Raw genomic sequence first — 20,643 nt, 5'->3', positions numbered from 1 at the left:
CCCGGCGGACGTCGTGCCGCGTCCGCCCCGCGCACCCCCCGCCCGAAGCAGCCGCCCGCTCCGCCCTCGTCCGCGTGGATCGCCGGCGTCCGCGGCTCGGGCTTCACGCTGCTGGTGATGGGGATCATGATCCTCGCGGTGGTCGTGCTCGCCCCGAGCATCAAGAACTTCGTCGAGCAGCGCGCCGAGATCGCCGAGCTGCAGCGCTCGGTCGACGCGGCCAAGACCCAGGCGCAGAACCTCGACGAGCAGCGCACCCGCTGGTCCGACCCGGCGTTCATCCGTGCGCAGGCCCGCGAGCGGCTGTACTTCGTGATGCCCGGCGAGGTGAGCTACCTCGTGCTCGACGACGTGACGCTCGCCCAGCAGGCGCAGCAGCCCGCGAGCGACACGGTGCAGGAGACCCCGAGCGACTGGGCCGGCTCCCTGCTGTCCTCGATCGCGGTCTCGGGCCTCGGCGAGCCGACCGCCGACGAGCTGACACCGACTCCGTAGCTCCTGCCCGACTCCGTCGCTCCCGCCCGACCCCGCGTACACTGGAGCGTCCTCCCGGCCGTCCGTCCTCTGGAGCCCCCGTGACCACGCCCCCCTTCGATCCGCCGTCCGAGCGCGACATCGCGGTCGTCTCCGCCCAGCTGGGCCGTCCCGCCCGGGACGTCGTCGGGATCAGCGCACGCTGCGTCTGCGGCGACCCGACGGTGGTCTCCACGAGCCCCCGCCTGTCCGACGGCACGCCGTTCCCCACCTTCTACTACCTGACCCACCCCGCCGCGACGGCCGCGATCTCGCAGCTCGAGGCCACCCAGGTCATGGTCGAGTACAACGCGATGCTCGCCGAGGACGAGGAGCTGCGCGAGGCGTACGCCGCTGCGCACCGGGCGTTCCTGGCCGACCGCGAGAGCGTCGGCTCCGTCCCCGAGATCGCGGGCATCTCCTCCGGGGGCATGCCCTCGCGGGTGAAGTGCCTCCACGCCCTCGCCGCGCACGCCCTCGCGGCGGGCCCCGGCGTCAATCCGATCGGCGATCTGGCCCTGGCCCGCGCCGACTGGTCTCCCGAGCGCTGCGCCTGCAGGCCGCTCGACGCGTAGCCGCTCCTACCGGAGCCACGGAGGCGCCACCACCGGCGCGCTCTTCGCTAAGCTGATTCCCAGTCGGGGTCAGTGCTGCCCACCGCATCGAGAGCGGGCACTTCGCATTGCGTGAGGGTGTTCGCATTGTCCATCCCTCTTGGAGAGTCAACCGTGCCCAGAATCCTGATCGTCGGAGGCGGCTACGCCGGCTTCTACACCGCGTGGAAGCTCGAGAAGCAGCTCCGACCGCACGAGGCAGAGGTCACGATCGTCGACCCGCTGCCCTACATGGCGTACCTGCCCTTCCTCCCCGAGGTCGCCGCGGGGTCGATCGAGCCGCGCCACGCGATCGTCTCGCTCCGCCGCCACCTCAAGAAGACCGCGATCCTCGCCGCCAAGGTGACGAAGATCGACCACGCGAACCGCACCGCGACGATCACCCCGACCGTGGGCGAGCCCTACGAGTTCGAGTACGACCAGATCGTCGTCACCGCCGGCTCCGTCTCGCGCACCTTCCCGATCCCGGGCGTCGCCGACAACGCGATCGGCCTGAAGACGATCGAGGAGGCGACCGCGATCCGCGACCGCATGCTCACGAACTTCGACAAGGCCGCGTCGCTCCCCGCCGGCCCCGAGCGCTCGCGCCTGCTGACCGTCACGGTCGTCGGCGGCGGGTTCGCGGGCATCGAGGTCTTCGCCGAGCTGCGCTCCTTCGCGAGCGCGCTGCTCAAGCGCTACCCCGAGATCGACTTCGAGGAGACGCAGTTCCACCTCATCGAGGCGATGGGCCGGATCATGCCCGAGGTCGCCCTCGAGACGAGCCACTGGGTGCTGAAGAACCTCGACCAGCGCGGCGCCACCGTGCACCTCGACACGCAGCTCAAGTCGGCCGAGAACGGCGTCATCCAGCTGTCGACGGGCGAGAGCTTCGAGTCGGACCTGATCATCTGGACCGCGGGCGTCATGGCGAACCCGTCGATCAAGAACTCTGACCTGCCCATCGAGGAGCGCGGCCGCCTGCGCGTGCGCGCCGACCTCCGCGTCGGCCACGACGACGTGCTCGTCGAGGGCGCCTGGGGCGCCGGCGACGCGACGGCCGTCCCCGACCTCACCGGCGGCGGCGTCGGCGGCTTCTGCGTGCCGAACGCCCAGCACGCCGTCCGCCAGGGCAAGCTCATGGCCAAGAACATCACCGCGGTGCTCCGCGGCGAGGAGCCGGTCGACTACGTGCACAAGAACCTCGGCGCGGTCGCGGGCCTGGGCATCGGCATCGGCGTGTTCCAGTCCGGCAAGATCGCCGTGAAGGGCTTCCCCGCCTGGGTGATGCACCGCGGCTACCACGGTCTCGCCATGCCCTCGTGGGAGCGCAAGTTCCGCGTGGTCTGGGGCTGGTGGAACAACCTCTGGCTCGGCCGCGACATCGCCTCGATCGAGGCCCGCGAGTACCCCCGCGGCTCCTTCGAGACCTACGCGTCGCGTCCGCGTCCGGCGGCCCCGGCCGCCGAGGCTCCGGCCGCGCAGGCCCCGGCGCAGATCCCCGGCCAGGCCGGTGCTCCGGTCCCGGTCGGCGGCGAGCCCGCCAAGTCCTGACACCGCCGCCGGGAGGATCGCTCCTCCCGGTGGTCGCCCCCATAGCCCAATCGGCAGAGGCAGACGACTTAAAATCGTCTCAGTCTGGGTTCGAGTCCCAGTGGGGGCACTCCGTCCGACGCGCCGCTCCCTAGGCGGCGCGGGCGTGCGTGCTGCGTCGAGCGGGCTCGAGCAGCCCGGCCTCGAGGGCCTGGGTGATCTCGCCCGGGGTGCAGTCGGCGCAGAGCACGACGAGCTCCTCCTCGGTGTCGCGGCCGCCGGAGCGGTCGAGGACGACGGCGTCGGTTCCGCAGAGTGCGCATTCGATCATGCGGGTACCGTACGTCCGACCTCCGACATGCGCGCGGCAGTGCCCCGGCGCGTCTCGCCCGGATCCGGCAGGGCGCCGGGCGCGCCTCCGGACCGGTCGTCCTTCCGGCCGGAGGAGCCCGGTGTTCGGGAATCGGACGAGGATCCCGCGCGCCCGCGCCGCCTCGCCTAGAGTCGTCACCGGGCGGTTCCGAGCCCGGGCGCCCGCGTCCGGATGCGAGCCGCCCGGTCCACGGCGGGCGCCGGAACGGTCCCGCTTCTCGTGCCCGCGGGCACCGTCATGCACCGCCCGGCGACGGGCGGCCGGGAGGCCCCCATGGGGAAGCTGCTCTACGGAGCCTCGGGAGTCGAGATCGAGTTCGACGACCGCACGCTCACGCACGTCCAGATCGTCATCGCCAACAAGCTGCGCCGCCGCGAGAGCTTCTTCTTCTCCTGGCGGGACGACCCCGCGGTCGGCGACGGCCGCTCGAGCATCTGGCTCGACCCCTCCGTGCCCCTCTACTTCAAGTACTTCGGCGGACGGGTCCCCTCGATCAACCGCACCTGGATCGACCTGCTGACCGTTTCGGCGAACTCGTCCGGCGGGCTGCAGCTCGTGCAGGAGCCGGACGCCGCCCCCACCCCGCCGCCGAAGGGCGAGCAGGGCGCCTGACCCCCACCCGCCACGCCCCGGAGAAGAGCCCCATGCAGCGCGACGTCTCGGCCCACCTGACCCTCGACGTCGCGGCTCCGGCTGCCCTCGTCCTGTCGATCGCGGTGGCCGACGCGTACGGGGCGGAGGAGTCGCTGACGCTCACCGTCGACGGCCGCCCGCTCGCCGCTCGCGAGGTGATCGACCAGCACGGCACCCGGCTGCACGTGCTCGACGCGCCGGTCGGGCACCTCGTCGTGGACTACTCCGCGCGCGTCCTGGGACGCCTCGCTCCGCTCGAGGGCGACGAGGTGGACCGGCTGCGGTACCTGCGGCCGAGCCGCTACGCCGAGTCGGACGTGCTGTGGGCGACGGCCCGGGCCGAGTTCGCCGGCCTGTCCGGGGCGGACCTCCTGCACGCGGTGAGCTCCTGGGTCGGCACGCGGCTCGCGTACGTCCCCGGCTCGAGCCTTCCGACGGACGGGGCCGAGCGGACGCTGCTCGCCCGCCGCGGCGTCTGCCGCGACTTCGCGCACCTCGTCGTCGCCCTCCTCCGGGCGCTGGACGTGCCCGCCCGACTGGCGGCCGTGTACGCGCCGGGACTGCAGCCGATGGACTTCCACGCGGTCGCGGAGGCCTGGATCGAGGGGGAGTGGCGGGCGGTCGACGCGACGACGCTCGCGCCGCGGTCGAGCCTCGTGCGGATCGCGACGGGACGCGACGCGGCCGACACCGCGTTCCTCGGCGTCTACGGCGGCATCGCGACGCTGCGCGAGCTGACCGTCGGCGCCGTGGCCGACGTGCTGCCGGGCGACGACCTCGACCGGCCCGTCTCGATCGGCTGAGCGGGCGGCCGAGGCCGGCTACTCCGACTCGACGAAGCGCCGCCAGGCCCAGATCGACGTGCACACCGCGCTGAAGGCGACGACGGCGAAGAGCACCGGACCCGCTCCGCCGTCGGTCGACCAGGACGCGATGGTCGGGGTGAGCAGCACGAACAGCACGGTCGTCGCGAGGAGCGTGAGCCCGAGCCAGAGCAGCGGGGACCAGCGCAGGATGCTGCGGCCGGCGGGGCGCCCGACCGGGAACAGCAGCACCACGCTCGAGCCGACCGAGATCAGCGTGGTCGCGCTGAGCACCTCCGCGGCGAGCACGGAGCCGAACGAGCCGTCGGGCGGGACCACGGCGGAGGCGCCCCAGGCGAGTCCGGCGAGACCCAGCAGCGAGACGACGCGGACGGTGGAGAGCTTCGCGCGGTCGACGGCGGACGCGCCCTCGGGGAGGACGAGGCCGATCACCACGCCGAAGAGGAGCGCCGGGTCCAGTCCCGCGAAGCGCGAGACGAGAGCGGCCGCCGCGACCAGGAGCAGCGCGCGCGGAGCGGCGACGACGCCGATCCCGCTGACGCCGATCCGTCGGCCGACCAGCGCGGGGACGGCGGCGGCGACCGCGTTGACCACGGCGACGGCCACGATGACGGCGATCAGCAGGCGCAGGTAGGCGGGCTGGCCGTCGACGCGTCCCGAGAGCAGGACGAGGCCGGCTGCGCAGCCGATCATCCCGACGACCATCAGGCGCGGCGAGGCGGGACCGGTGTCCGGCTTGTCGTCGTACTCGACGGCGGCGCGGTTGCGGCCCGTGAGGTGCCAGCTGCGCTCGGCGCGGGGCGCGCGCCCGGCCGCGGCGAGGCGGGCCGGCACGACGACCAGGGCGAGCGAGAGCAGAGCGAGGGCGAGGGAGCGCATCCAGTCGGCCATCGAGACGACGGGCGATCCGGCGGACAGCGCGGTGGTCATCCCGGTCGCCGCGCTCCAGCCGCCCGGCTCCGATCCGGCGTCGGGGGCGGGCTGCGGCGGCACGTCACCGCCGTCCTGGTCGGGAGCCGGGACCGGTGCTGCGGTGGGCTCGGCGGTCGGCTCGTCCTCGGGCGCGGGCGCGGCCTCTCCGGGGCGGACGGGCGACGGGGACGCGGTCGGCGCCGCGCTGCTCGGAGCGGGAGACGCGGCGGCCCCGGGCGCACTGGGCGCGGCTCCGGGGGCGGCCGGCGGCGTCGCGCTGGGCGTGCCGGTGGGAGCGGTCGTCGCCGCCGCGAAGGTCACGTCGATCCAGGGGCTCGGCGGGCTGTAGTTGCCGGCGCTGTCGCCGGCGATGGCGGAGACCCGATGCGCGCCCGCCGTGATCGTGCCGCCGGTGCAGCTCCAGGCGCCTCCGCTGACCGCCGCGTCGCAGGTGTTGACCCGGTCCACGTACACGTAGGCGCGAGTGCCGTCCACGCCCGTCCCGGAGTAGGACGCGCCGCTGAGCGGCAGGGCGGCGCCGTTCGACGGCGAGGTGAGGGCGGGGGCGGCAGGAGCAGCGGTGTCGACCACGAGGGTCACCGGCGCGCTGGCCGGCGAGGCGGCGCTGCCGGCGAAGGAGGCGGTCTGCGTGGCGGTGACGCGGTAGCTGCCCGGCGCCGGAGTGGGGGCGAGCTGGCAGAACCACGCGCCGCCGGAGTCGGCGGTGGCCAGGCACGCGGCGCCGCCGTTCGAGACCGCGGCGACGCTCGCGCCGGGGTAGGCCGTGCCGCGGACCGAGCCCGCGGAGGTCGCCGAGCCGTCGACCGACTCGATGACGGGGGCGCTGAGGACGGCGATCGGGACGGCGGCCGAGGTGGTCCCGCCGCCGGCGAGGAGCTCCACCGCGACCAGGGTCGCCGGCCCGTCGTCGAGGGAGACGGCGCAGCTCCAGCCGCCGTCGGGGCCCGCGGTGGTGATGCAGAGGGGGTCGCCGCCGCCGCGGAGCCCGATCTGCACCTGGTCCCCGGCCGTCGCCGTGCCGGTGGCCGTCGTCGCTCCCGTGCTGAGGACCGCGCCGGAGGCGGGAGCGGTGATCGCGAGAGCGGCGGCCTGCGCGGCCGGCGCGGCCAGGCCGGAGACGGAGGCGACGGCCGCGAGGAGCACCAGCAGCAGGGCGGCCGTGCGCCGCGGGGATCGGCGGAGTCGGGGCACCGGCACGACCGGTGAACCCCCCGGTACTGCCACGTCGACGCCCGATTTCACGATGCGTCCATTGCACGGGGGCAGGGGGGAGCTGTCAAGCGCGCCGCACCACTGTTCCCGGATGTACACCATCCGGAGGAGGCGTCTCAGCCGGTCGGGGGAGTCGGGGAGATCCGGGAGAGCGCTTCCGCGAGAATATACCCGTCGATCAGATCCGGAGGACAGTGGAATGCGCGAAGACGAGGCCCGCGGGCGCGATCGGCGGGAGGTGCGCGTCGAGGCTGCGCGCTTCGACGATCCGCGCGAGCTGGGCGCACTCCTGCCGCCGGGCCTGCGCATCGGACTGGCGCAGAGCGCCTTCCAGACGGAGGGCTCCCTCGAGACGGGCGGGCGGGGCCGGTCGGTGTGGGACGACTTCGCGCTGCGACGGGGGACGATCGCCGAGGAGGCCACTCCCGAGATCGCGACGGACTTCCTCCTGCGCTGGCGCGAGGACCTCGCGCTTCTGGTCGATCTCGGCGTCGACGAGCTCCGGCTCTCGGTCTCGTGGCCCCGGCTGCAGCCCGACGGCCGCGGGCCGATCGACCGCGGAGGGCTCGGCTTCTACGACCGCCTGCTCGACGGGCTCGCCGAGACGGGGATCCGGGTCGCGCTGACCCTGCACCACCGCGACACCCCGTCGACGCTCAGCGGCGGCTGGATGAACCGCGACACCGCGTTCCGCTTCGGCGATCTCGCCTTCGAGCTCGGCGGGCGGTTCGGCGACCGGGTCGCCGACTGGATCACCCTCGACCAGCCGTCGACGGTGATGCTCGAGGGCTACGCGCTCGCGCGGCAGGCGCCGGGCGCCGGCCGGCTGTTCAGCGCCCTGCCGGCGCTGCACCACCAGCTCCTCGGGCACGGCGTGGCGCTGGAGGCACTGCGGGCGGCGGAGGTGACCGGGAGGATCGGCCTGGTCGACGCGCTCGCGCCCGTCGAGCCCGCCTCCGACGACGACCGGGACCGCGCCTTCGCCTCCCTGGCGGACGTCCTGCGGAACCGCCTGGTGGCCGACGCCGTGCTGACCGGGTCCTACCCGGTCGGACCGGAGGAGCTGCCGCCGTTCCTCGGCGCCCTCGCGCAGGCGGATCCGGTCGACCTCGCGCGTATCTCGGCTCCGCTCGACTTCTACGCGGTCGCGCCGCTGCCGCCGCTGCGGATCGTGGCGGGCCGCGACCCGGCGCTGCCGACCGGGGTGGGCGCTCCTCCCGCGCTCCCCTTCCACACGGCGCCCTGGCCGGAGCTGGACCGCACGGGCGACGGCTCGCCGGTCGCACCCTGGGCGGTGGTCTCGGTGCTGCGGTCCCTCGTGGAGCGCTACGGCGACGCCCTGCCGCCGCTGGTGGTGACCGCGCTCGGCGCGAGCTACTCCGACGAGCCCGATCGCGAGGGTGCGATCGTCGACACGGAGCGGATCCGCTGGCTCGGGGCTCACCTGGCCGCTCTCGCCGAGGCCGTCCACGACGGACTGCCGGTGGAGGCCGTGCAGCTCTGGACCCTGGTCGACGCATTCGAGTGGCAGCACGGCTACAGCCGCCCGCACGGGCTCGTGGCCGTCGACACGCGCAGCCGGGACCGCGTGCCCAAGGCGTCGTTCGACTGGCTCCGGCGCGTCCTCGACGCCCGCTCCTGACGCGGGGGCGTGCGAGACTGCCGCCGTGCGCAGCCTCCTCGCCCTCGCCTCCGTCCTCCACGCCGACCCCGCCCCGGTGCTCGCCGCCCTCGCGGACGTCCTCGCCGCCGACGGCGCCTACGAGCGGCGGGGGAGCGGGCTCGAGCGCCGACTCCCCGTGCTCGGCGTCGAGCAGTGGCGGGTCCTGGCGGACGAGGAGGGGGCCCGGGTCGAGTGCGAGCTGGTCGCCGCACCCGCCTCGTCGGCGCTCGCCGGGGTCCTCCTCCGGCGGCGGATCCGCGAGGCGCCGGACCGGTTCCGCGCGGTCGTGACCGCGGTCGCCGACGCGGTGGAATGACGCTCCGGGGACGCCAGCGCCCCCCGAACGGGGAATGCGCGGGCGCTCGCCGCTGTTGTCTACCGATGACGGGACGGGGCTCGGCGCCCCGCCCACCGGACAGCTCGGAGGAGCCAGAGGCAGATGGCAGGAACAGGGATGAACAAGGGTCGAGGGGCGCGCGGCAGTGACGACGAGATCGTCTACCGCCGCCACGCGAACGGGCGCGGCATGGTCGCTCCCGGATCGCGCGTCTCGGCGACCGCGTACGTGGAGACCGGCGCCTACGTGGAGCCCGGCGCGACCGTGGGCGAGCGCGCCTGGATCGGCGCGGGCAGCTGGGTCGACCGCGACGCCATGATCGGGCACAGCGCCTTCATCGGCGCGAACGTGCACGTCGGGCCCGAGGCGATCATCGGACCGGGGGCGCGGATCGGGAGCTACTCCCGCATCGGACGCTCGGCCGTGATCGCGACCGGCGCCCGCATCGATCGCGACACCGTGGTGCCCGACGGCGCCCGGAGGGGCATCGACGAGGCGAGCGAGAGCGGCCGCCGCGCGGCCTGACCCCCACGACCCTGTTCCGCCGGCTCCCCGGAGCGGCGGAATAGGGTCGTTCCATGTTCGAACTCCACCACCTCAGCGCCCAGGAGCAGTGGGACTGGCTGCAGCGCGGAGAGGTCACGCCTCTCGAGCTCGCCGATCACTACCTCGCCCGGATCGAGCGGTGGAACGGGGAGCTGGGCGCCTTCGCCACGGTGACCGCCGATCGGGCGCGGGAGCGGGCATCAGCGCTCGGCACCGGGCCCGGAACCGCTCCGCTCTGGGGCCTGCCGAGCGGCGACAAGGACCTCTGGCGGCGCGCGGGCGTGCGGACCGCATTCGGATCCCGGCTGCGCGAGCACCACGTGCCCACCGCCTCCGACGAGATCGTCGAGGTGCTCGATGCGGCGGGAGCGGTCAGCCTCGGCAAGACCGCGGCGCCCGAGTTCGGGATGCCCTCCTACACCGAGACGCGCATCGGCCCGCCCGCCGTCACGCCCTGGGACACCCGCCTCGGGGCCGGCGGATCCAGCGGAGGAGCGGCGGTCGCCGTCGCCGCGGGACTGCTGCCGTTCGCCCCCGCCTCGGACGGCGGCGGGTCCATCCGCATCCCCGCCGCGGCCTGCGGCCTGGTGGGACTGAAGCCCTCCCGCGGACGCGTCGCCGCGCTCTCCGGCATCGGCGGGGTCGGCGGCCTGACGGTCGCCGGGCCGATCACCCGCTCGGTCGCCGACGCGGGCCTCCTGCTCGAGGGCATGCTGGAGCGGACGAACGGCCGCCTCCCGCAGCGCTGGTCGCTCGGCGCGCCCGGCGACGGCGACGGCTCGTTCCTCGGCGCCGCGGTGCGCGGAGAGGGGCGCTTCCAGATCGGCGTGCTCACGGACTCGCCCTGGGACGAGGAGTACGAGATCGCTCTCGCGCCGGAGGCGCGCGCCGCGCTGGACGAGGGGATCGCCGCGCTGGCCGCCCTCGGCCACGGGCTCGAGGAGGCGTCGCTGCCCCCGAGCGCCGCGTACCCCGCCGCGTTCCGGACGCTGTGGCAGAGCGGCGCGGCGACCCTGCCCGTCGAGGGCGCGGACCTCGATCTGCTGGAGCCGCTGACCCGCTGGCTGGTGGAGGAGGGACGCCGGCGCTCCGCGCGCGAGATCGTCGAGGCGGCGTCCTGGCTCTCGGGCTACGAGCGCGCGGTGATCGCGGCGTTCTCCGGCGTCGACGCGGTCCTGACGCCGTCGCTGGCGATGACGCCGCGCCCCGTCGGCTGGTACGACCTCGAGGATCCCGAGCGCAATTTCGAGCAGCAGTGCCTCTACACGCCGTACACGTCCTTCGTGAACGTGAGCGGCCTCCCCGCGATCACCCTTCCGCTGAGCACCACGGAGGAGGGCCTGCCGATGGGAGTCCAGCTGATCGGGCGACCCGGCGGCGAGGCGACGCTGCTGGCGATCGGCGCACAGCTCGAGCGGCGGGCGCGCTGGCAGAGGCGGCACCCGCCGCAGTGGTGACGGGGGGAGGCCGCAGTGGTGACGGGTCCCGGCGCGGCAGCACGGCGGATGGTCAGGGTCCGGCTCTGGTCACTGAGGTAAGCCTTGCCTATACTCGAACACGATGTGCATGTTCGAGGACCGCGACGGCTCCGCGCCGGTCGACGTGAAGCAGTTCCTGATCGCGGGCGACGAGACCGTCGTGCCGTGGATCCAGAGCATCCTCGACACCCTCCCCGCGAACGCCCGCGGCCAGGTCTTCGTCGAGGTCGACGACGCGCGCGGGCTGCCGCCGCTCGCCGCCCCCGGACGGGTCTGCGTCACCTGGCTCGGCCGCTCCGAGCGCTCGGGCGCCCCCGGCACCGGTGAGCGCTGCTCCCGCGGAGTCGCGCTCGACCGCGCGGTCCGGGCCTGGGTCGGCGAGATGTCGGTCGTCGACGGCGACTACCCGTGGGCCGACGACCGCCACGACTTCTGCGCCTGGATCGGCGGGGCCGGCCCCGTCGTCGCCGAGCTCGCCGCCGACGTCGAGGCGCGCCTGCGCACCTCCGCCGAGCACGCCGCGCGCTGACCGTCCGCCGGGCGTCCCGGTTGAGTGTTAGGCAAGGCTTACCTTCTGTGCGAGACTGAGGCGATGCCTCCGACGACCGCCGCCCCCGCCCGACCGGCCTACCGGCCGTACCTCGCGACCGTCGCCGCAGCGACCCGGATCGCCCCGCACTTCATCCGCGTGACCCTCACCGGCACCGGCCTCGACCACGTCGGCTGCACCGGCCCCGACCAGCGCATCAAGCTCGTCGTCCCCACCGCAGCCTCCGACGCCCCCGCCTTCCTCGCCTCCGTCTCGGACCCCGACGGACCCGACGGACTCGACCCCGACTGGTACGGCCGCTGGCGACAGCTCCCCGACGAGCTCCGGAACCCGCTCCGCACCTACACCATCCGCGCCGTCCGCCCCGAGGACGCCGAGGTCGACATCGACTTCGCCGCCCACGGCGACACCGGACCGGCCTCCGCCTGGGTCGAGAGCGCCCGCGCCGGCGACCAGATCGTCATCATCGCGCCCGACACGCGCTCCCACCTCCCCGGCGGCGGAGTCGAGTTCCACCCCGGCGCCGCCACCTCCCTCCTCCTCGCCGGCGACGAGACGGCCGTCCCCGCCATCGCCGCGATCCTCGAGAGCCTCGACGACGACGCCACCGGAGCCGCGTTCCTCGAGGTCCCCACCGCCCACGACCGCCTCCCGCTCCACCACCCCGCCGGCGTCCACGTCACCTGGATCGTCCGCGCCGACGCGGCAGCCCCCGGAGCGGCCCTCGGCGACGCGGTCCGCGCCTGGGCCACCCGCTTCCTCACCGCCCACCACCGCGGCGTCGACGTCAGCGACATCGACGTCGACCACGAGATGCTCTGGGAGGTCCCCGACGAGAGCACCGACCCCGGCCTCTACGCCTGGATCGCCGGAGAAGCCGGCGCCGTGAAGCTGATCCGCCGCTGCCTCGTCACCGAGCTCGGACTCGACCGGAAGCGCGTGGCGTTCATGGGGTACTGGCGCCTCGGCCGCCAAGAGTCTAACTGACCCGGAGCGCCGCAGGGCGACGTTCTGCGGCGTTGTCGTCGGGCGCGATACCGCCGGTATCGCTTCCTCCTCCGCCTTGCAGAACGTCGCCCTGCGACGCTCCGGGCGCTGCTCGTAGGGGTGCGGCGCGCCGGGGGCGCGGCCGCGGGGGACGGCGCGCCAGGGGTGCGACCGCGGAGGACGATGCTGATCTAGTGGACCTCGCAGAGGGCGTCTCGAGAGTCACTGCCGACGGACTTCGCGCGTGATCGAGCGGTTCTCGGGTGCCTGGCGAGTCGGGCGACCGCGCCCGGACATGCTCATCGGATAGCCCTCGGAGAGGGAGTTTCGAGATCCACGCCCGACCGATTTCGCGGCTGATCGAGCAGCTCGCGGGCACAGACCGAGTCGGGCGACCGCGCACAGACCTGCTGATCGGGCAGCCCTCGGAGAGGGTGTGTCGAGATCCTCCCGGCGAGCGGGTCGGGTGCTCCGCGCCGCCCCCGCGTCGAGTCGGCGTCGGCGGGGAGCGGCAGCGGGCTACAGGGTGGGCGAGACGCCCACGAGGCGGCTGGAGAGGGTCCAGAGGTCGTGGGCGAGAGCGCGGTCTCGGGCCTGGGGGTTCAGGGAGCCGTGCGGTGTCAGCTGGTCGAAGTAGGTGCCGCTGGCGGCACCGACGTCGGGCTCGGAGGCGAGGGTGATCAGCGGCACCGCACCCGCCTCGGCGGAGATCCCGAAGGAGCCGACCGAGAGGCTCGTCATCAGCTTCATCATCGTGCTGTCGGCACCGAAGCTCGTCGAGACGACGCCCGGGTGGAACGAGTACGCGTCGACCGACGTCGTCAGCAGGCGCTCCGCCAGCTCGCGGATGAAGAGGATCGTCACCAGCTTCGACGTGCCGTACGCCCGCCAGCCGCCGAGCCACGGACCGCGGCGGTTGTCGAGGTCGTCGAGCCTCAGGCGACCGAAGCGGTTCGCGAGGCTCGCCGTGGAGACGACGCGGACGCCGGCCCGCTCCCTCGAGGTCTCGATCATCCGCGGGAGCAGGAGCCGCGTGAGCAGGAACGGCGCGAGGTGGTTGCTCTGGATCGTCCGCTCGTGGCCGTCGACCGTCTCGGCGCGGTGGGAGACGAGCCCGCCCGCGTTGTTCGCCAGCACGTCGATCCGCTCGTAGCGCTCGAGGAGGCCGTCGGCCAGGGCGCGGACGTCGTCGAGCCGGTCGAAATCGGCCAGGAACGCGTCGCCCCCCACGTCGGCGGCGACCGCGCGGGTGCGCTCGGAGTTCCGCCCGACCACGGCCACGCGGGCACCGGCGGACGCCAGCGCTCCCGCCGCGACCCGGCCGATGCCGGAACTGGCTCCGGTGAGGACGACGACGCGCCCCGTCATGTCAGTGACCACGGAGATATCCGCCCTTCTCGAGACCGGCTTCGATCTCGAATCGATTGCGCAGCGGATCGCGACCCGCCACCGTGTACGCGAACGGGAACCACATCCCGTAGAGCCGCCACTGCTCCTTGTGCACGGCCTCGTGCTCGAGGACGCTGTCGGAGACGTTGGTGCCCGTGAGGTAGCTCGTGCCGACGCAGGACCCTCCGCGGCCGAACGCCCAGGAGGGCAGACCGGTGAAGACGACGAGGCCGTGGCTGCGCCGGATCGGGCCCGTGCTCCACAGCGCGCCCCAGGCGAGTCCGACCGCGCACGCGAAGAGGTAGCCGGGCCGGGTGATCGCCGGATCCAGGGCCACCGTCGCGACGGCTCGACGGAGCGCGCTCACGCGCTGTCGCGTCCGTAGGTCTCGAGCAGCCGCAGCCAGACCTCGCTGATCGTCGGATAGGAGGGGACCGCGTGCCAGAGGCGCGAGAGCGGTACCTCGCCGACGACGGCGATCGTCGCGGAGTGGATCAGCTCGCCGACCTCCTTGCCGACGAAGGTGACGCCGAGGACGACCTTCCGGTCCTCGTCCACGACCATCCGCGCGGTGCCCGTGTAGCCGTCGGCGGCGAGGGCGGCGCCGGCGACCGAGCCGATCTGGTAGTCGACGACGCGGGTGCGGTATCCGGCCTTCTCGGCGGCCGCGGCGGTCAGGCCGACCGACGCGACCTCGGGGTCGGTGAAGACGACCTGCGGCACGGCCTCGTGGTCCGCGGTCGCGACGTGCGCTCCCCAGGGGGCGTCGTGGACCTCGGCACCGGTGGCGCGCGCGACGATCACGTCGCCGGCCGCACGGGCCTGGTACTTGCCCTGGTGCGTGAGCAGTGCGCGGTGGTTCACGTCGCCGACCCCGTAGAGCCACGGACGCCCGCCGCCGAGGGGAGCACCGTCGCCGCCCAGCACGAGCATCGTGTCGTCGACCGTCAGCGAGGAGCCGGGCTCGAGGCCCACCGTCTCGAGGCCGACGTCGCGGGTGTGCGGGGCGCGGCCGGTCGCGGCGAGCACCTGGTCGGCCTCGATGACGTCGCCGCCCTCGAGCGTCACGGCCACGGTGCCGTCGGGCCGGCGCTCGACCGAGACGGGCGAGTCGCCGAGGCGCAGGTCGACGCCGAGCTCCTGGAGCGCCGAGCCGACGAGCTCGCCGGCGAAAGGCTCGAACGGCGCGAGGAGTCCGCTGCGGGCGACGAGCGTGATGGAGGAGCCCATGCCGGCGTAGGCGGTCGCCATCTCGGTCGCGACGACTCCGCCGCCGATGACGACGAGGCGCGGCGGCACCTCCTCGGCCGAGGTGGCCTCGCGGCTCGTCCAGGGGGATGCCGCGCGCAGGCCCGGGATGTCGGGGACGACGGCGGTGGTGCCGGTCGCGACGGCGACGGCGGAGCGGGCGCGGAGCACGCGCACCTCGCCGTCGGGTCCGGTCACGGTCACCTCGCGCTCGCCGCTCAGGCGGCCGTGCCCGCGGACGAGCTCGATGCCGGCGCCCTCGAGCCACTGCACCTGGCCGTGGTCGTCGAAGTGGCTGGTGAAGGAGTCGCGGCGGGCCAGGAGCGCGGGCACGTCGACTCCTCCGCTCACCGCCTGCGCCGCGCCGGGGAGATCACGGGCGGCGCGGAGGGCCATCGGCGGCCGCAGCAGCGCCTTCGAGGGCATGCACGCCCAGTAGGAGCACTCGCCCCCGACGAGCTCGCTCTCGACGACGGCGGCGGTGAGGCCGCCCTGGACCGCTCGGTCGGCGAGGTTCTCGCCCACCGGCCCTGCTCCGATGACGATGACGTCGAACTCGTCCGTCGTGCTGCTCATGCTGTCTCCCTGGGGGTCTCGGAGGCGTCGAGCCCCGTCGTCGGTGGGTGCCCGGCGCTCAATGCGCCGGCACGATCTCGGCCCGCCAGCCGTCGTAGCGGCCGCCGTGGCTCTCGACCGCCTCGATCACCTGGCGGAGGAACGCGGTGGTCGACTCCGCGTCGACCGCGGCGTGGTGGCTCGCGACGAGGACCTGCCTCAGCCTCAGCCGCGAGATCGCGATCTGGAAGCCGGAGGCCACGAGGACGCGCCCGGCGCGCCGTGCGGTGCTGCGGCGGGAGAAGACGGCGAAGTGGTCGACCTCGCGCAGCTCCCACACCTGGTCGCCGTAGCGGAGCCGGATCTCGAGCTGCTGCGCGGCCCGCTCCTGCTGCGCCTCGAGGGAGGAGCCGCCGGGCGCCGTGACGGTGGTGCTCTCGTCGCTCATCGTCCGGTGAACTCCGCCGTCGTGCGCTGGAGGAAGGCCTCGGTGCCGATGCGCGCGTCCTCGGACGCCGCGAGACGCGCGAGCGCCCCGGGGAGCGCGGCCGCGGCCTCGGCGTCGGACGCGGCGACCGCGAGCCGGGCACTGGCCAGGGCGGCCTGCACGGCGAGCGGCGCCTGCGCGGCGATCCGGGCGGCCAGAGCCCAGGCCGCCTCGGCGACCGTCCCGTCGGGGACGACCTGCTGCACGAGGCCGATGCGGTGGGCCTCCTCGGCGTCGAAGAGGTCGCCGGTGAGGATCCAGCGCATCGCGTCGCCCCAGCCGACGGCGCGGGGGAAGCGCAGCGTCGCTCCGCCGAAGGGCAGGATGCCGCGGGCGACCTCGATCTGGCCGAAGCGGGTGGACCGCTCGGCGAGGACGACGTCGCTCGCGAGCGCGAGCTCGATGCCGAGCGTGAGGCAGGTGCCCTGGAGGCCGATGACCACCGGCTTGCTCACGGGGCGGGTGCGCAGGCCCCAGGGGTCGAGACCGCCCTCGGGCACGAAGTCGAGGCCGTCGGAGCCCAGGCGGGGCCCGATGTCGGCGAGGTCGAGCCCGGCCGTGAAGTGCCCGCCCTCGGCGAGGACGACGCCGGCGCGCAGCTCCGGGTCGCGGTCGAGCTCGCCGTACGCGGACGCCAGCTCCGCGAGCAGCCGCAGATCGGCGGCGTTGCGCTTCTCGGGCCGGTCCAGCACGATCGCGAGCACGGTCCCGCGCCGCTCGGTGCGCACGCGCGGTCTCTCGTCGCTCATCTGTTCCTCCGCTCGGTGGCGTCCGACCATCTTGCCGGGTGCCGCCGACACGCGCTCGGGCTTGCGCGCCGATTGCAGGGCTCTCTCAGGCCCCGCGGGACAGAGCGCCGAGGAGGCGGAGGATCGTGGGCAGGTCGTCCTCGGCCGCGGTCGGCGACGACGGGGCGAACGAGGTGACGCCGGCGCCCGCGAGCGGGAAGCGGGACCGGAGGGCGTCGAGGCTCGCGACGAGGCGCGAGGCGGGAACGCCGAAGGGCACCGGGTCGAACAGCCCGGCGAGATCGGCGGGGTCGAGCACGTCCAGATCGAGGTGCACGTAGACGGAGGCGGCACCGGTCGCCTCGACCGCCGCGACGAGCGACTCCGGGTCGAGGGCGTCCGCGGTCAGCACCGCGGCCCCCCGCTCGACCAGCGGCTCGAGCTCGCCGTCGTCGGCGGAGCGGACACCGGCGAGGACGACGCGCTCGTCGGCCACCCGCTCCTCGGCGCCCGCGCTCAGGAGGCCGACGCCGCGGCCCAGCGCGGCCGAGAGGACCATGCCGCAGAAGGCGCCGCTGGGGGAGGACTCGGGAGTGTGCGCGTCCGGGTGGGCGTCGAGCCAGACCAGCGCGACCGGGCCCGGTGCCGAGCGCACGGCGTGCCCGATCGCCGCGAACTCGACGCCGCAGTCGCCGCCGATCGTGATCACGGGATCGGTGCGGCCCGAGAGGGCCTCGCGCACCCGCTCGGCGACGGTGGCGACCGAGGCGTAGCGGCGGATGCCGGTGTCCTGAGCGTCGCCCGCCTCAGCGGGGATGTCGAGGGTCGTGGTGGCGGAGGAGGGCAGATCGCCCCGGATCGCCTCGGCTCCGTCGACGAGGCGCATCGCGCGCGTCGACGCCGAGCCCTGCCACTGGGGGACGACGAGGAAGGAGGCCATGTCCCTCACTATGGCACGCGCGCCGCTGCCGGGTGCCTGCGTCCTCAGGCCGCGGGCAGGCCACCGGGGACGGCCGCGGGGCGGAGCGACGGGGGTGCGCCGTCGAGGTCGACCAGGGCCTCGTCGAGTGCGGAGCGGGCGCGGTCGGCGGCGGCGCGGGCCTCGTCCAGAGCGCCGGCCGGATCGCCTGCCGCACGGCGCACCGCGGTGTCCAGCTGCCCGAGCGTCTCCTCCGCGAGGATCCGGGGTGCCGCGGTGATGCGCTCGCCGTGCACGGCGGCCAGGAGCAGCACCGACTCGGCGCCGAGCCGGGCCGCGGTGCGCGCCGCCTCGAACAGGAGGAGCTGGCGCTCGGCCTGGGCCCGCGGCTCGCGGTACCCGGAGACGACGGCGTCCAGAGCGGAGTCGGCGTCGAGCAGCAGGACCAGCAGCGCGGCCGGATCGTGGCGGGCGCCGGCCGACCGGGCGTCGTCGGCGTCGAGGAGGAGCGACCGTGCCGCGGCGCACGCGACGGCCACGTCGGCGGCGGACGCGAGCTGCGCCGAGGTGCGCAGGTCGGAGAGGGTGGCGGCCCGCTCCAGGTCGTCCCGCACGGAGCGCTCGACGCCGCTCAGCTGCACCTCGGCGCGGGTCACGAGTCCGACCAGCGAGTCGACCGCGTCGAGCAGGGCGCCGGGATCGGGGGAGCCGCCGGCGGCGACGTGCTCGACGGCCTCGCGCAGCGGTCGGACCCGGCGCTCGGGAGTGGTCCCGGCGAGGACGGAGACCTCGGAGCGCGCCTGCTGCACGCGCTCCGGGAGGGACGGGCTCGGCGAGGTCACTCCGTGATCGTACGGCCGGAGTGTGACACCGCGTGACACGGCGGTTCGACCGGCGGCGGCGGCGTGCCCAGGATGGAGTCATGACCCGCTCGCTCGCCATCGTCGAGGTCGCCCGCGTGCGACCGGGCCGCGAGGAGTACCACGCCTACGTGCAGATCCTGAACGGCCGCATCCTCGCCCTCGCGCACGAGCGCGGCTGGCGGGCGGAGCGCTTCGCCGCCGAGGAGCTGGGCACGGAGGAGCTGCTGGCGCGCACGGCGGGGGCGGACGCCCTCGTCCTCGCGGGCGGCGAGGACATCGCTCCCGAGCAGTACGGCGCCGACCGCGGCTACCCGGCCGAGGGCCCCCACGCGGAGCGCGCGGATGCCGCCCAGATCGCGCTGGTGCACCGGGCACTGGCCCGCCGGACCCCGCTGCTGGGCATCTGCCGCGGCCTGCAGATCGTCAACGTCGCGCTCGGCGGCACGCTGGTGCAGGACCTGGGTCCGGAGGCGGAGCACGTCAACGCGGCGGCCCCCGCTCACCAGCGCATGCACCGGCACGAGGTCGGGCTCGCGGCGGGCTCCGTGCTCGGCGGGCTCTTCGGGTCCGAGGCGCTCGCGGTGCAGAGCGCGCACCACCAGGCGGTCGACCTGCTCGCTCCGGGGCTGCGGGTCGTCGCCCGGGCGGAGGACGGCGTGATCGAGGCCGTCGAGCACGTCGCGGCCCCCCTCGTGGGCGTGCAGTGGCACCCCGAGGACCCGGACGCTCCCGCCGGTCAGCTGGCGACGCTGCTCGACGGGCTGGCGCTCGCCGCCGCCCGCGGGGAGTTCGCGCTGCCCCTCGCCGCCTGAGCGGCCGGGGCTCCCCGCGGGCGACCGTGCTCAGCGGGCCAGTCGGGCCATCCACGCCTCGATGTCGTCGGCCAAGCGCGGGATGCCGGCCGAGAGGTTCTCGGCGCCGTCGGCGGTGACGAGCACGTCGTCCTCGATCCGGACGCCGATGCCGCGCAGCTCCTCCGGGACCGTGAGGTCGTCGGGCTGGAAGTAGAGGCCGGGCTCGATCGTGAAGACCATGCCCTCCTCGACCAGTCCGTCGAGGTACATCTCGCGCCGTGCCCGGGCGCAGTCGTGCACGTCGAGCCCGAGGTGGTGGCTGGTGCCGTGGACCATGTAGCGGCGGTGCTGCTGGTTGTCGGCCTCGAGCGCCTCCTCGGCGCTGACCGGCAGCAGGCCCCACTCGGCGGTGCGCCGCGCGATGACGGCCATCGCCGCGGCGTGAACCTCGCGGAAGCGGATGCCGGGTCGGACGATCGCGAACGCGGCGTCGGCCGCCTCCCGCACCGTCTCGTGAACCTGGCGCTGGGCGTCCGTGTAGCGGCCGTCCACCGGGAAGGTGCGCGTGATGTCGGCGGTGTAGTAGCTGTCCTGCTCGACGCCGGCGTCCAGCAGCACCAGCTGGCCGGGGCGCACCGGCCCGTCGTTGCGCGTCCAGTGCAGGATGCAGGCGTGGGGGCCCGCCGCGGCGATGGTGTCGTAGCCGACCGCGTTGCCGTCGGCGCGCGCGCGTCCGTTGAAGACGCCCTCGATCAGGCGCTCGCCCTTCTCGTGGGCGATGATGCGCGGCAGGTCGGAGAGGACGTCCTCGAAGCCGCGGCCCGTCGCGTCGACGGCGGCGCGCAGCTCGGCGATCTCGTAGGCGTCCTTGACCAGGCGGAGCTCGGCGATGTCGCGCTCGAGCGCCGCGTCGCGGTCCGCCCGCTCGTCGGCCTCGACCGCGTCGAGACGGCCGGTCACCGCCGGGTCGGCCTCGCGCAGCACGGCGAGGGGGACGCCGTCGTGCGCGTCGAGGACCGCGTCGAGCTCGGCGATCCCGCGGGTGGCGAGGCCGAGATCGCTCGCGACCTGCGCGAGCGACGGACGCGGCCCGATCCAGAACTCGCCGATCTCGGGGTTGGCGTAGAACTCGTCGGAGTCGCGGCCCGCGCGCTCGCGGAAGTAGAGCGTCGCGCTGTGGCCGGACCCGGCGGGCTCGAGGACGAGCACCGCGCCGGGCTCGGAGTCGGAGCCCCAGCCGGTGAGCCAGGTGAAGGCCGAGTGCGCACGGAACGGGTAGTCGGTGTCGTTCGCGCGCTGCTTGAGGCGGCCCGCCGGGACGACGATGCGCACGCCGGTGTGCAGCGCGGAGAGGCGCTCGCGGCGGGAGGCGGCGAAGGACGCCTGCTCGCGCGGAGCAGGCAGCGGCTCCTCCCGCTCGGCCCAGCCGGACGCGATGAAGTCGCGGAAGCGGTCGGAGGCGGGGGTCGTCGAGCGGTTCGCGGT

The 20,643-nt window shown here is 74.8% G+C and carries 22 protein-coding genes and 1 tRNA gene; 13 read left to right on the top strand and 10 right to left on the bottom strand.

The window, feature by feature from the left end; genetic code table 11:
* The 4 genes from C5B92_RS16025 to C5B92_RS16010 all read left to right on the top strand — a co-directional run.
* Positions 1-495 (top strand): septum formation initiator family protein (locus tag C5B92_RS16025; protein WP_308471287.1); only part of this gene is annotated, 495 nt, incomplete at its 5' end.
* Positions 496-575: 80 nt separating this feature from the next.
* The gene (locus C5B92_RS16020) at positions 576-1,088 is read left to right on the top strand and encodes a DUF501 domain-containing protein (protein ID WP_104227430.1); all 513 of its coding nucleotides are present in this window, start codon (positions 576-578) and stop codon (positions 1,086-1,088) included.
* A 153-nt stretch (positions 1,089-1,241) separates the two neighbouring features.
* On the top strand, positions 1,242-2,660 hold the full coding sequence (locus C5B92_RS16015) for an NAD(P)/FAD-dependent oxidoreductase (RefSeq protein WP_104225019.1): 1,419 nt from the start codon (positions 1,242-1,244) through the stop codon (positions 2,658-2,660).
* Between the two features lie 35 nt (positions 2,661-2,695).
* Positions 2,696-2,769 (top strand) — tRNA-Leu (locus tag C5B92_RS16010).
* 21 nt (positions 2,770-2,790) lie between these two features.
* On the opposite strand, the gene C5B92_RS16005 is transcribed toward C5B92_RS16010, so the two are convergent.
* The gene (locus tag C5B92_RS16005) at positions 2,791-2,970 is read right to left on the bottom strand and encodes a hypothetical protein (RefSeq protein ID WP_104274585.1); all 180 of its coding nucleotides are present in this window, start codon (positions 2,968-2,970) and stop codon (positions 2,791-2,793) included.
* Between the two features lie 315 nt (positions 2,971-3,285).
* Between C5B92_RS16005 and C5B92_RS16000 the strand changes: the two genes are divergently transcribed.
* Together C5B92_RS16000 and C5B92_RS15995 are read left to right on the top strand one after the other, a co-directional pair.
* Entirely contained in the window at positions 3,286-3,624 is a 339-nt protein-coding gene (locus C5B92_RS16000; protein WP_068211888.1) for an ATP-dependent DNA ligase, read from the top strand.
* Between the two features lie 32 nt (positions 3,625-3,656).
* The gene (locus tag C5B92_RS15995; RefSeq protein ID WP_104227429.1) at positions 3,657-4,448 is read left to right on the top strand and encodes a transglutaminase family protein; all 792 of its coding nucleotides are present in this window, start codon (positions 3,657-3,659) and stop codon (positions 4,446-4,448) included.
* Positions 4,449-4,466: 18 nt separating this feature from the next.
* Here C5B92_RS15995 and C5B92_RS17060 read toward each other — a convergent pair whose 3' ends face one another.
* On the bottom strand, positions 4,467-6,593 hold the full coding sequence (locus C5B92_RS17060; RefSeq protein WP_181028863.1) for a hypothetical protein: 2,127 nt from the start codon (positions 6,591-6,593) through the stop codon (positions 4,467-4,469).
* 220 nt (positions 6,594-6,813) lie between these two features.
* Between C5B92_RS17060 and C5B92_RS15990 the strand changes: the two genes are divergently transcribed.
* From C5B92_RS15990 to C5B92_RS15965, 6 genes are all read left to right on the top strand, one after another.
* Positions 6,814-8,256 (top strand): glycoside hydrolase family 1 protein, encoded by a 1,443-nt coding sequence (locus C5B92_RS15990; RefSeq protein WP_181028861.1) that lies wholly within the window; start codon positions 6,814-6,816, stop codon positions 8,254-8,256.
* Between the two features lie 25 nt (positions 8,257-8,281).
* Positions 8,282-8,593 carry a hypothetical protein gene (locus C5B92_RS15985; RefSeq protein WP_104227427.1) on the top strand — a complete coding sequence of 104 codons (312 nt, stop codon included), beginning with the start codon at positions 8,282-8,284 and terminating at the stop codon, positions 8,591-8,593.
* A 138-nt stretch (positions 8,594-8,731) separates the two neighbouring features.
* Complete coding sequence (locus C5B92_RS15980) at positions 8,732-9,139, top strand: transferase (RefSeq protein ID WP_104317518.1); 408 nt, start codon at positions 8,732-8,734, stop codon at positions 9,137-9,139.
* Positions 9,140-9,192: 53 nt separating this feature from the next.
* Positions 9,193-10,617: an amidase gene (locus tag C5B92_RS15975; RefSeq protein ID WP_104274427.1), complete on the top strand. Its 1,425-nt coding sequence runs from the start codon at positions 9,193-9,195 to the stop codon at positions 10,615-10,617.
* A gap of 109 nt (positions 10,618-10,726) precedes the next feature.
* Positions 10,727-11,167 (top strand): SIP domain-containing protein, encoded by a 441-nt coding sequence (locus C5B92_RS15970; protein WP_181028859.1) that lies wholly within the window; start codon positions 10,727-10,729, stop codon positions 11,165-11,167.
* 63 nt (positions 11,168-11,230) lie between these two features.
* Positions 11,231-12,175: a siderophore-interacting protein gene (locus C5B92_RS15965; RefSeq protein ID WP_104273841.1), complete on the top strand. Its 945-nt coding sequence runs from the start codon at positions 11,231-11,233 to the stop codon at positions 12,173-12,175.
* Between the two features lie 519 nt (positions 12,176-12,694).
* On the opposite strand, the gene C5B92_RS15960 is transcribed toward C5B92_RS15965, so the two are convergent.
* The 7 genes from C5B92_RS15960 to C5B92_RS15930 form a co-directional block, all read right to left on the bottom strand.
* Entirely contained in the window at positions 12,695-13,555 is an 861-nt protein-coding gene (locus C5B92_RS15960; RefSeq protein WP_258061598.1) for an SDR family NAD(P)-dependent oxidoreductase, read from the bottom strand.
* Positions 13,545-13,931 (bottom strand): Fe-S oxidoreductase, encoded by a 387-nt coding sequence (locus C5B92_RS15955; protein WP_104227423.1) that lies wholly within the window; start codon positions 13,929-13,931, stop codon positions 13,545-13,547. The genes C5B92_RS15960 and C5B92_RS15955 overlap by 11 nt, the downstream gene beginning before the upstream one ends.
* Positions 13,928-15,388, bottom strand: coding sequence for an NAD(P)/FAD-dependent oxidoreductase (locus tag C5B92_RS15950; protein ID WP_104274425.1), 1,461 nt, complete (start codon positions 15,386-15,388; stop codon positions 13,928-13,930). The genes C5B92_RS15955 and C5B92_RS15950 overlap by 4 nt, the downstream gene beginning before the upstream one ends.
* Before the next feature lie 58 nt (positions 15,389-15,446).
* Positions 15,447-15,815, bottom strand: coding sequence for a ribonuclease E inhibitor RraB (locus C5B92_RS15945; protein ID WP_104256200.1), 369 nt, complete (start codon positions 15,813-15,815; stop codon positions 15,447-15,449).
* Positions 15,812-16,603, bottom strand: coding sequence for a crotonase/enoyl-CoA hydratase family protein (locus C5B92_RS15940; protein WP_104256199.1), 792 nt, complete (start codon positions 16,601-16,603; stop codon positions 15,812-15,814). The genes C5B92_RS15945 and C5B92_RS15940 overlap by 4 nt, the downstream gene beginning before the upstream one ends.
* Before the next feature lie 85 nt (positions 16,604-16,688).
* The gene (locus C5B92_RS15935; protein WP_104256198.1) at positions 16,689-17,522 is read right to left on the bottom strand and encodes an arginase family protein; all 834 of its coding nucleotides are present in this window, start codon (positions 17,520-17,522) and stop codon (positions 16,689-16,691) included.
* Positions 17,523-17,566: 44 nt separating this feature from the next.
* Positions 17,567-18,343: a hypothetical protein gene (locus C5B92_RS15930; protein WP_104239623.1), complete on the bottom strand. Its 777-nt coding sequence runs from the start codon at positions 18,341-18,343 to the stop codon at positions 17,567-17,569.
* An 80-nt stretch (positions 18,344-18,423) separates the two neighbouring features.
* Here C5B92_RS15930 and C5B92_RS15925 point away from each other — a divergent pair, with 80 nt between their 5' ends.
* Positions 18,424-19,176: a gamma-glutamyl-gamma-aminobutyrate hydrolase family protein gene (locus C5B92_RS15925; RefSeq protein ID WP_104225036.1), complete on the top strand. Its 753-nt coding sequence runs from the start codon at positions 18,424-18,426 to the stop codon at positions 19,174-19,176.
* Between the two features lie 30 nt (positions 19,177-19,206).
* Here the strand turns inward: C5B92_RS15925 and C5B92_RS15920 are convergent.
* Positions 19,207-20,643: aminopeptidase P family protein (locus C5B92_RS15920; RefSeq protein ID WP_104350571.1), on the bottom strand; the 1,437-nt coding region annotated here is incomplete at its 5' end.

This window comes from Rathayibacter sp. AY1A4 (assembly GCF_002930955.1).
In the GTDB taxonomy this organism is placed as follows: domain Bacteria; phylum Actinomycetota; class Actinomycetes; order Actinomycetales; family Microbacteriaceae; genus Rathayibacter.
The sequence above is the reverse complement of the archived record's forward strand: the minus strand, read 5'-3'. Positions and strand labels throughout refer to the sequence as shown.

What these genes read in the sequence shown, in the direction of transcription:
- C5B92_RS16005 (WP_104274585.1), bottom strand. Translation starts at nt 2,970, where the DNA reads ATGATCGAATGCGCACTCTGCGGAACCGACGCCGTCGTCCTCGACCGC.
- C5B92_RS16000 (WP_068211888.1), top strand. Translation starts at nt 3,286, where the DNA reads ATGGGGAAGCTGCTCTACGGAGCCTCGGGAGTCGAGATCGAGTTCGAC.
- C5B92_RS15995 (WP_104227429.1), top strand. Translation starts at nt 3,657, where the DNA reads ATGCAGCGCGACGTCTCGGCCCACCTGACCCTCGACGTCGCGGCTCCG.
- C5B92_RS15990 (WP_181028861.1), top strand. Translation starts at nt 6,814, where the DNA reads ATGCGCGAAGACGAGGCCCGCGGGCGCGATCGGCGGGAGGTGCGCGTC.
- C5B92_RS15980 (WP_104317518.1), top strand. Translation starts at nt 8,732, where the DNA reads ATGAACAAGGGTCGAGGGGCGCGCGGCAGTGACGACGAGATCGTCTAC.
- C5B92_RS15975 (WP_104274427.1), top strand. Translation starts at nt 9,193, where the DNA reads ATGTTCGAACTCCACCACCTCAGCGCCCAGGAGCAGTGGGACTGGCTG.
- C5B92_RS15970 (WP_181028859.1), top strand. Translation starts at nt 10,727, where the DNA reads ATGTTCGAGGACCGCGACGGCTCCGCGCCGGTCGACGTGAAGCAGTTC.
- C5B92_RS15965 (WP_104273841.1), top strand. Translation starts at nt 11,231, where the DNA reads ATGCCTCCGACGACCGCCGCCCCCGCCCGACCGGCCTACCGGCCGTAC.
- C5B92_RS15950 (WP_104274425.1), bottom strand. Translation starts at nt 15,388, where the DNA reads ATGAGCAGCACGACGGACGAGTTCGACGTCATCGTCATCGGAGCAGGG.
- C5B92_RS15945 (WP_104256200.1), bottom strand. Translation starts at nt 15,815, where the DNA reads ATGAGCGACGAGAGCACCACCGTCACGGCGCCCGGCGGCTCCTCCCTC.
- C5B92_RS15940 (WP_104256199.1), bottom strand. Translation starts at nt 16,603, where the DNA reads ATGAGCGACGAGAGACCGCGCGTGCGCACCGAGCGGCGCGGGACCGTG.
- C5B92_RS15935 (WP_104256198.1), bottom strand. Translation starts at nt 17,522, where the DNA reads ATGGCCTCCTTCCTCGTCGTCCCCCAGTGGCAGGGCTCGGCGTCGACG.
- C5B92_RS15925 (WP_104225036.1), top strand. Translation starts at nt 18,424, where the DNA reads ATGACCCGCTCGCTCGCCATCGTCGAGGTCGCCCGCGTGCGACCGGGC.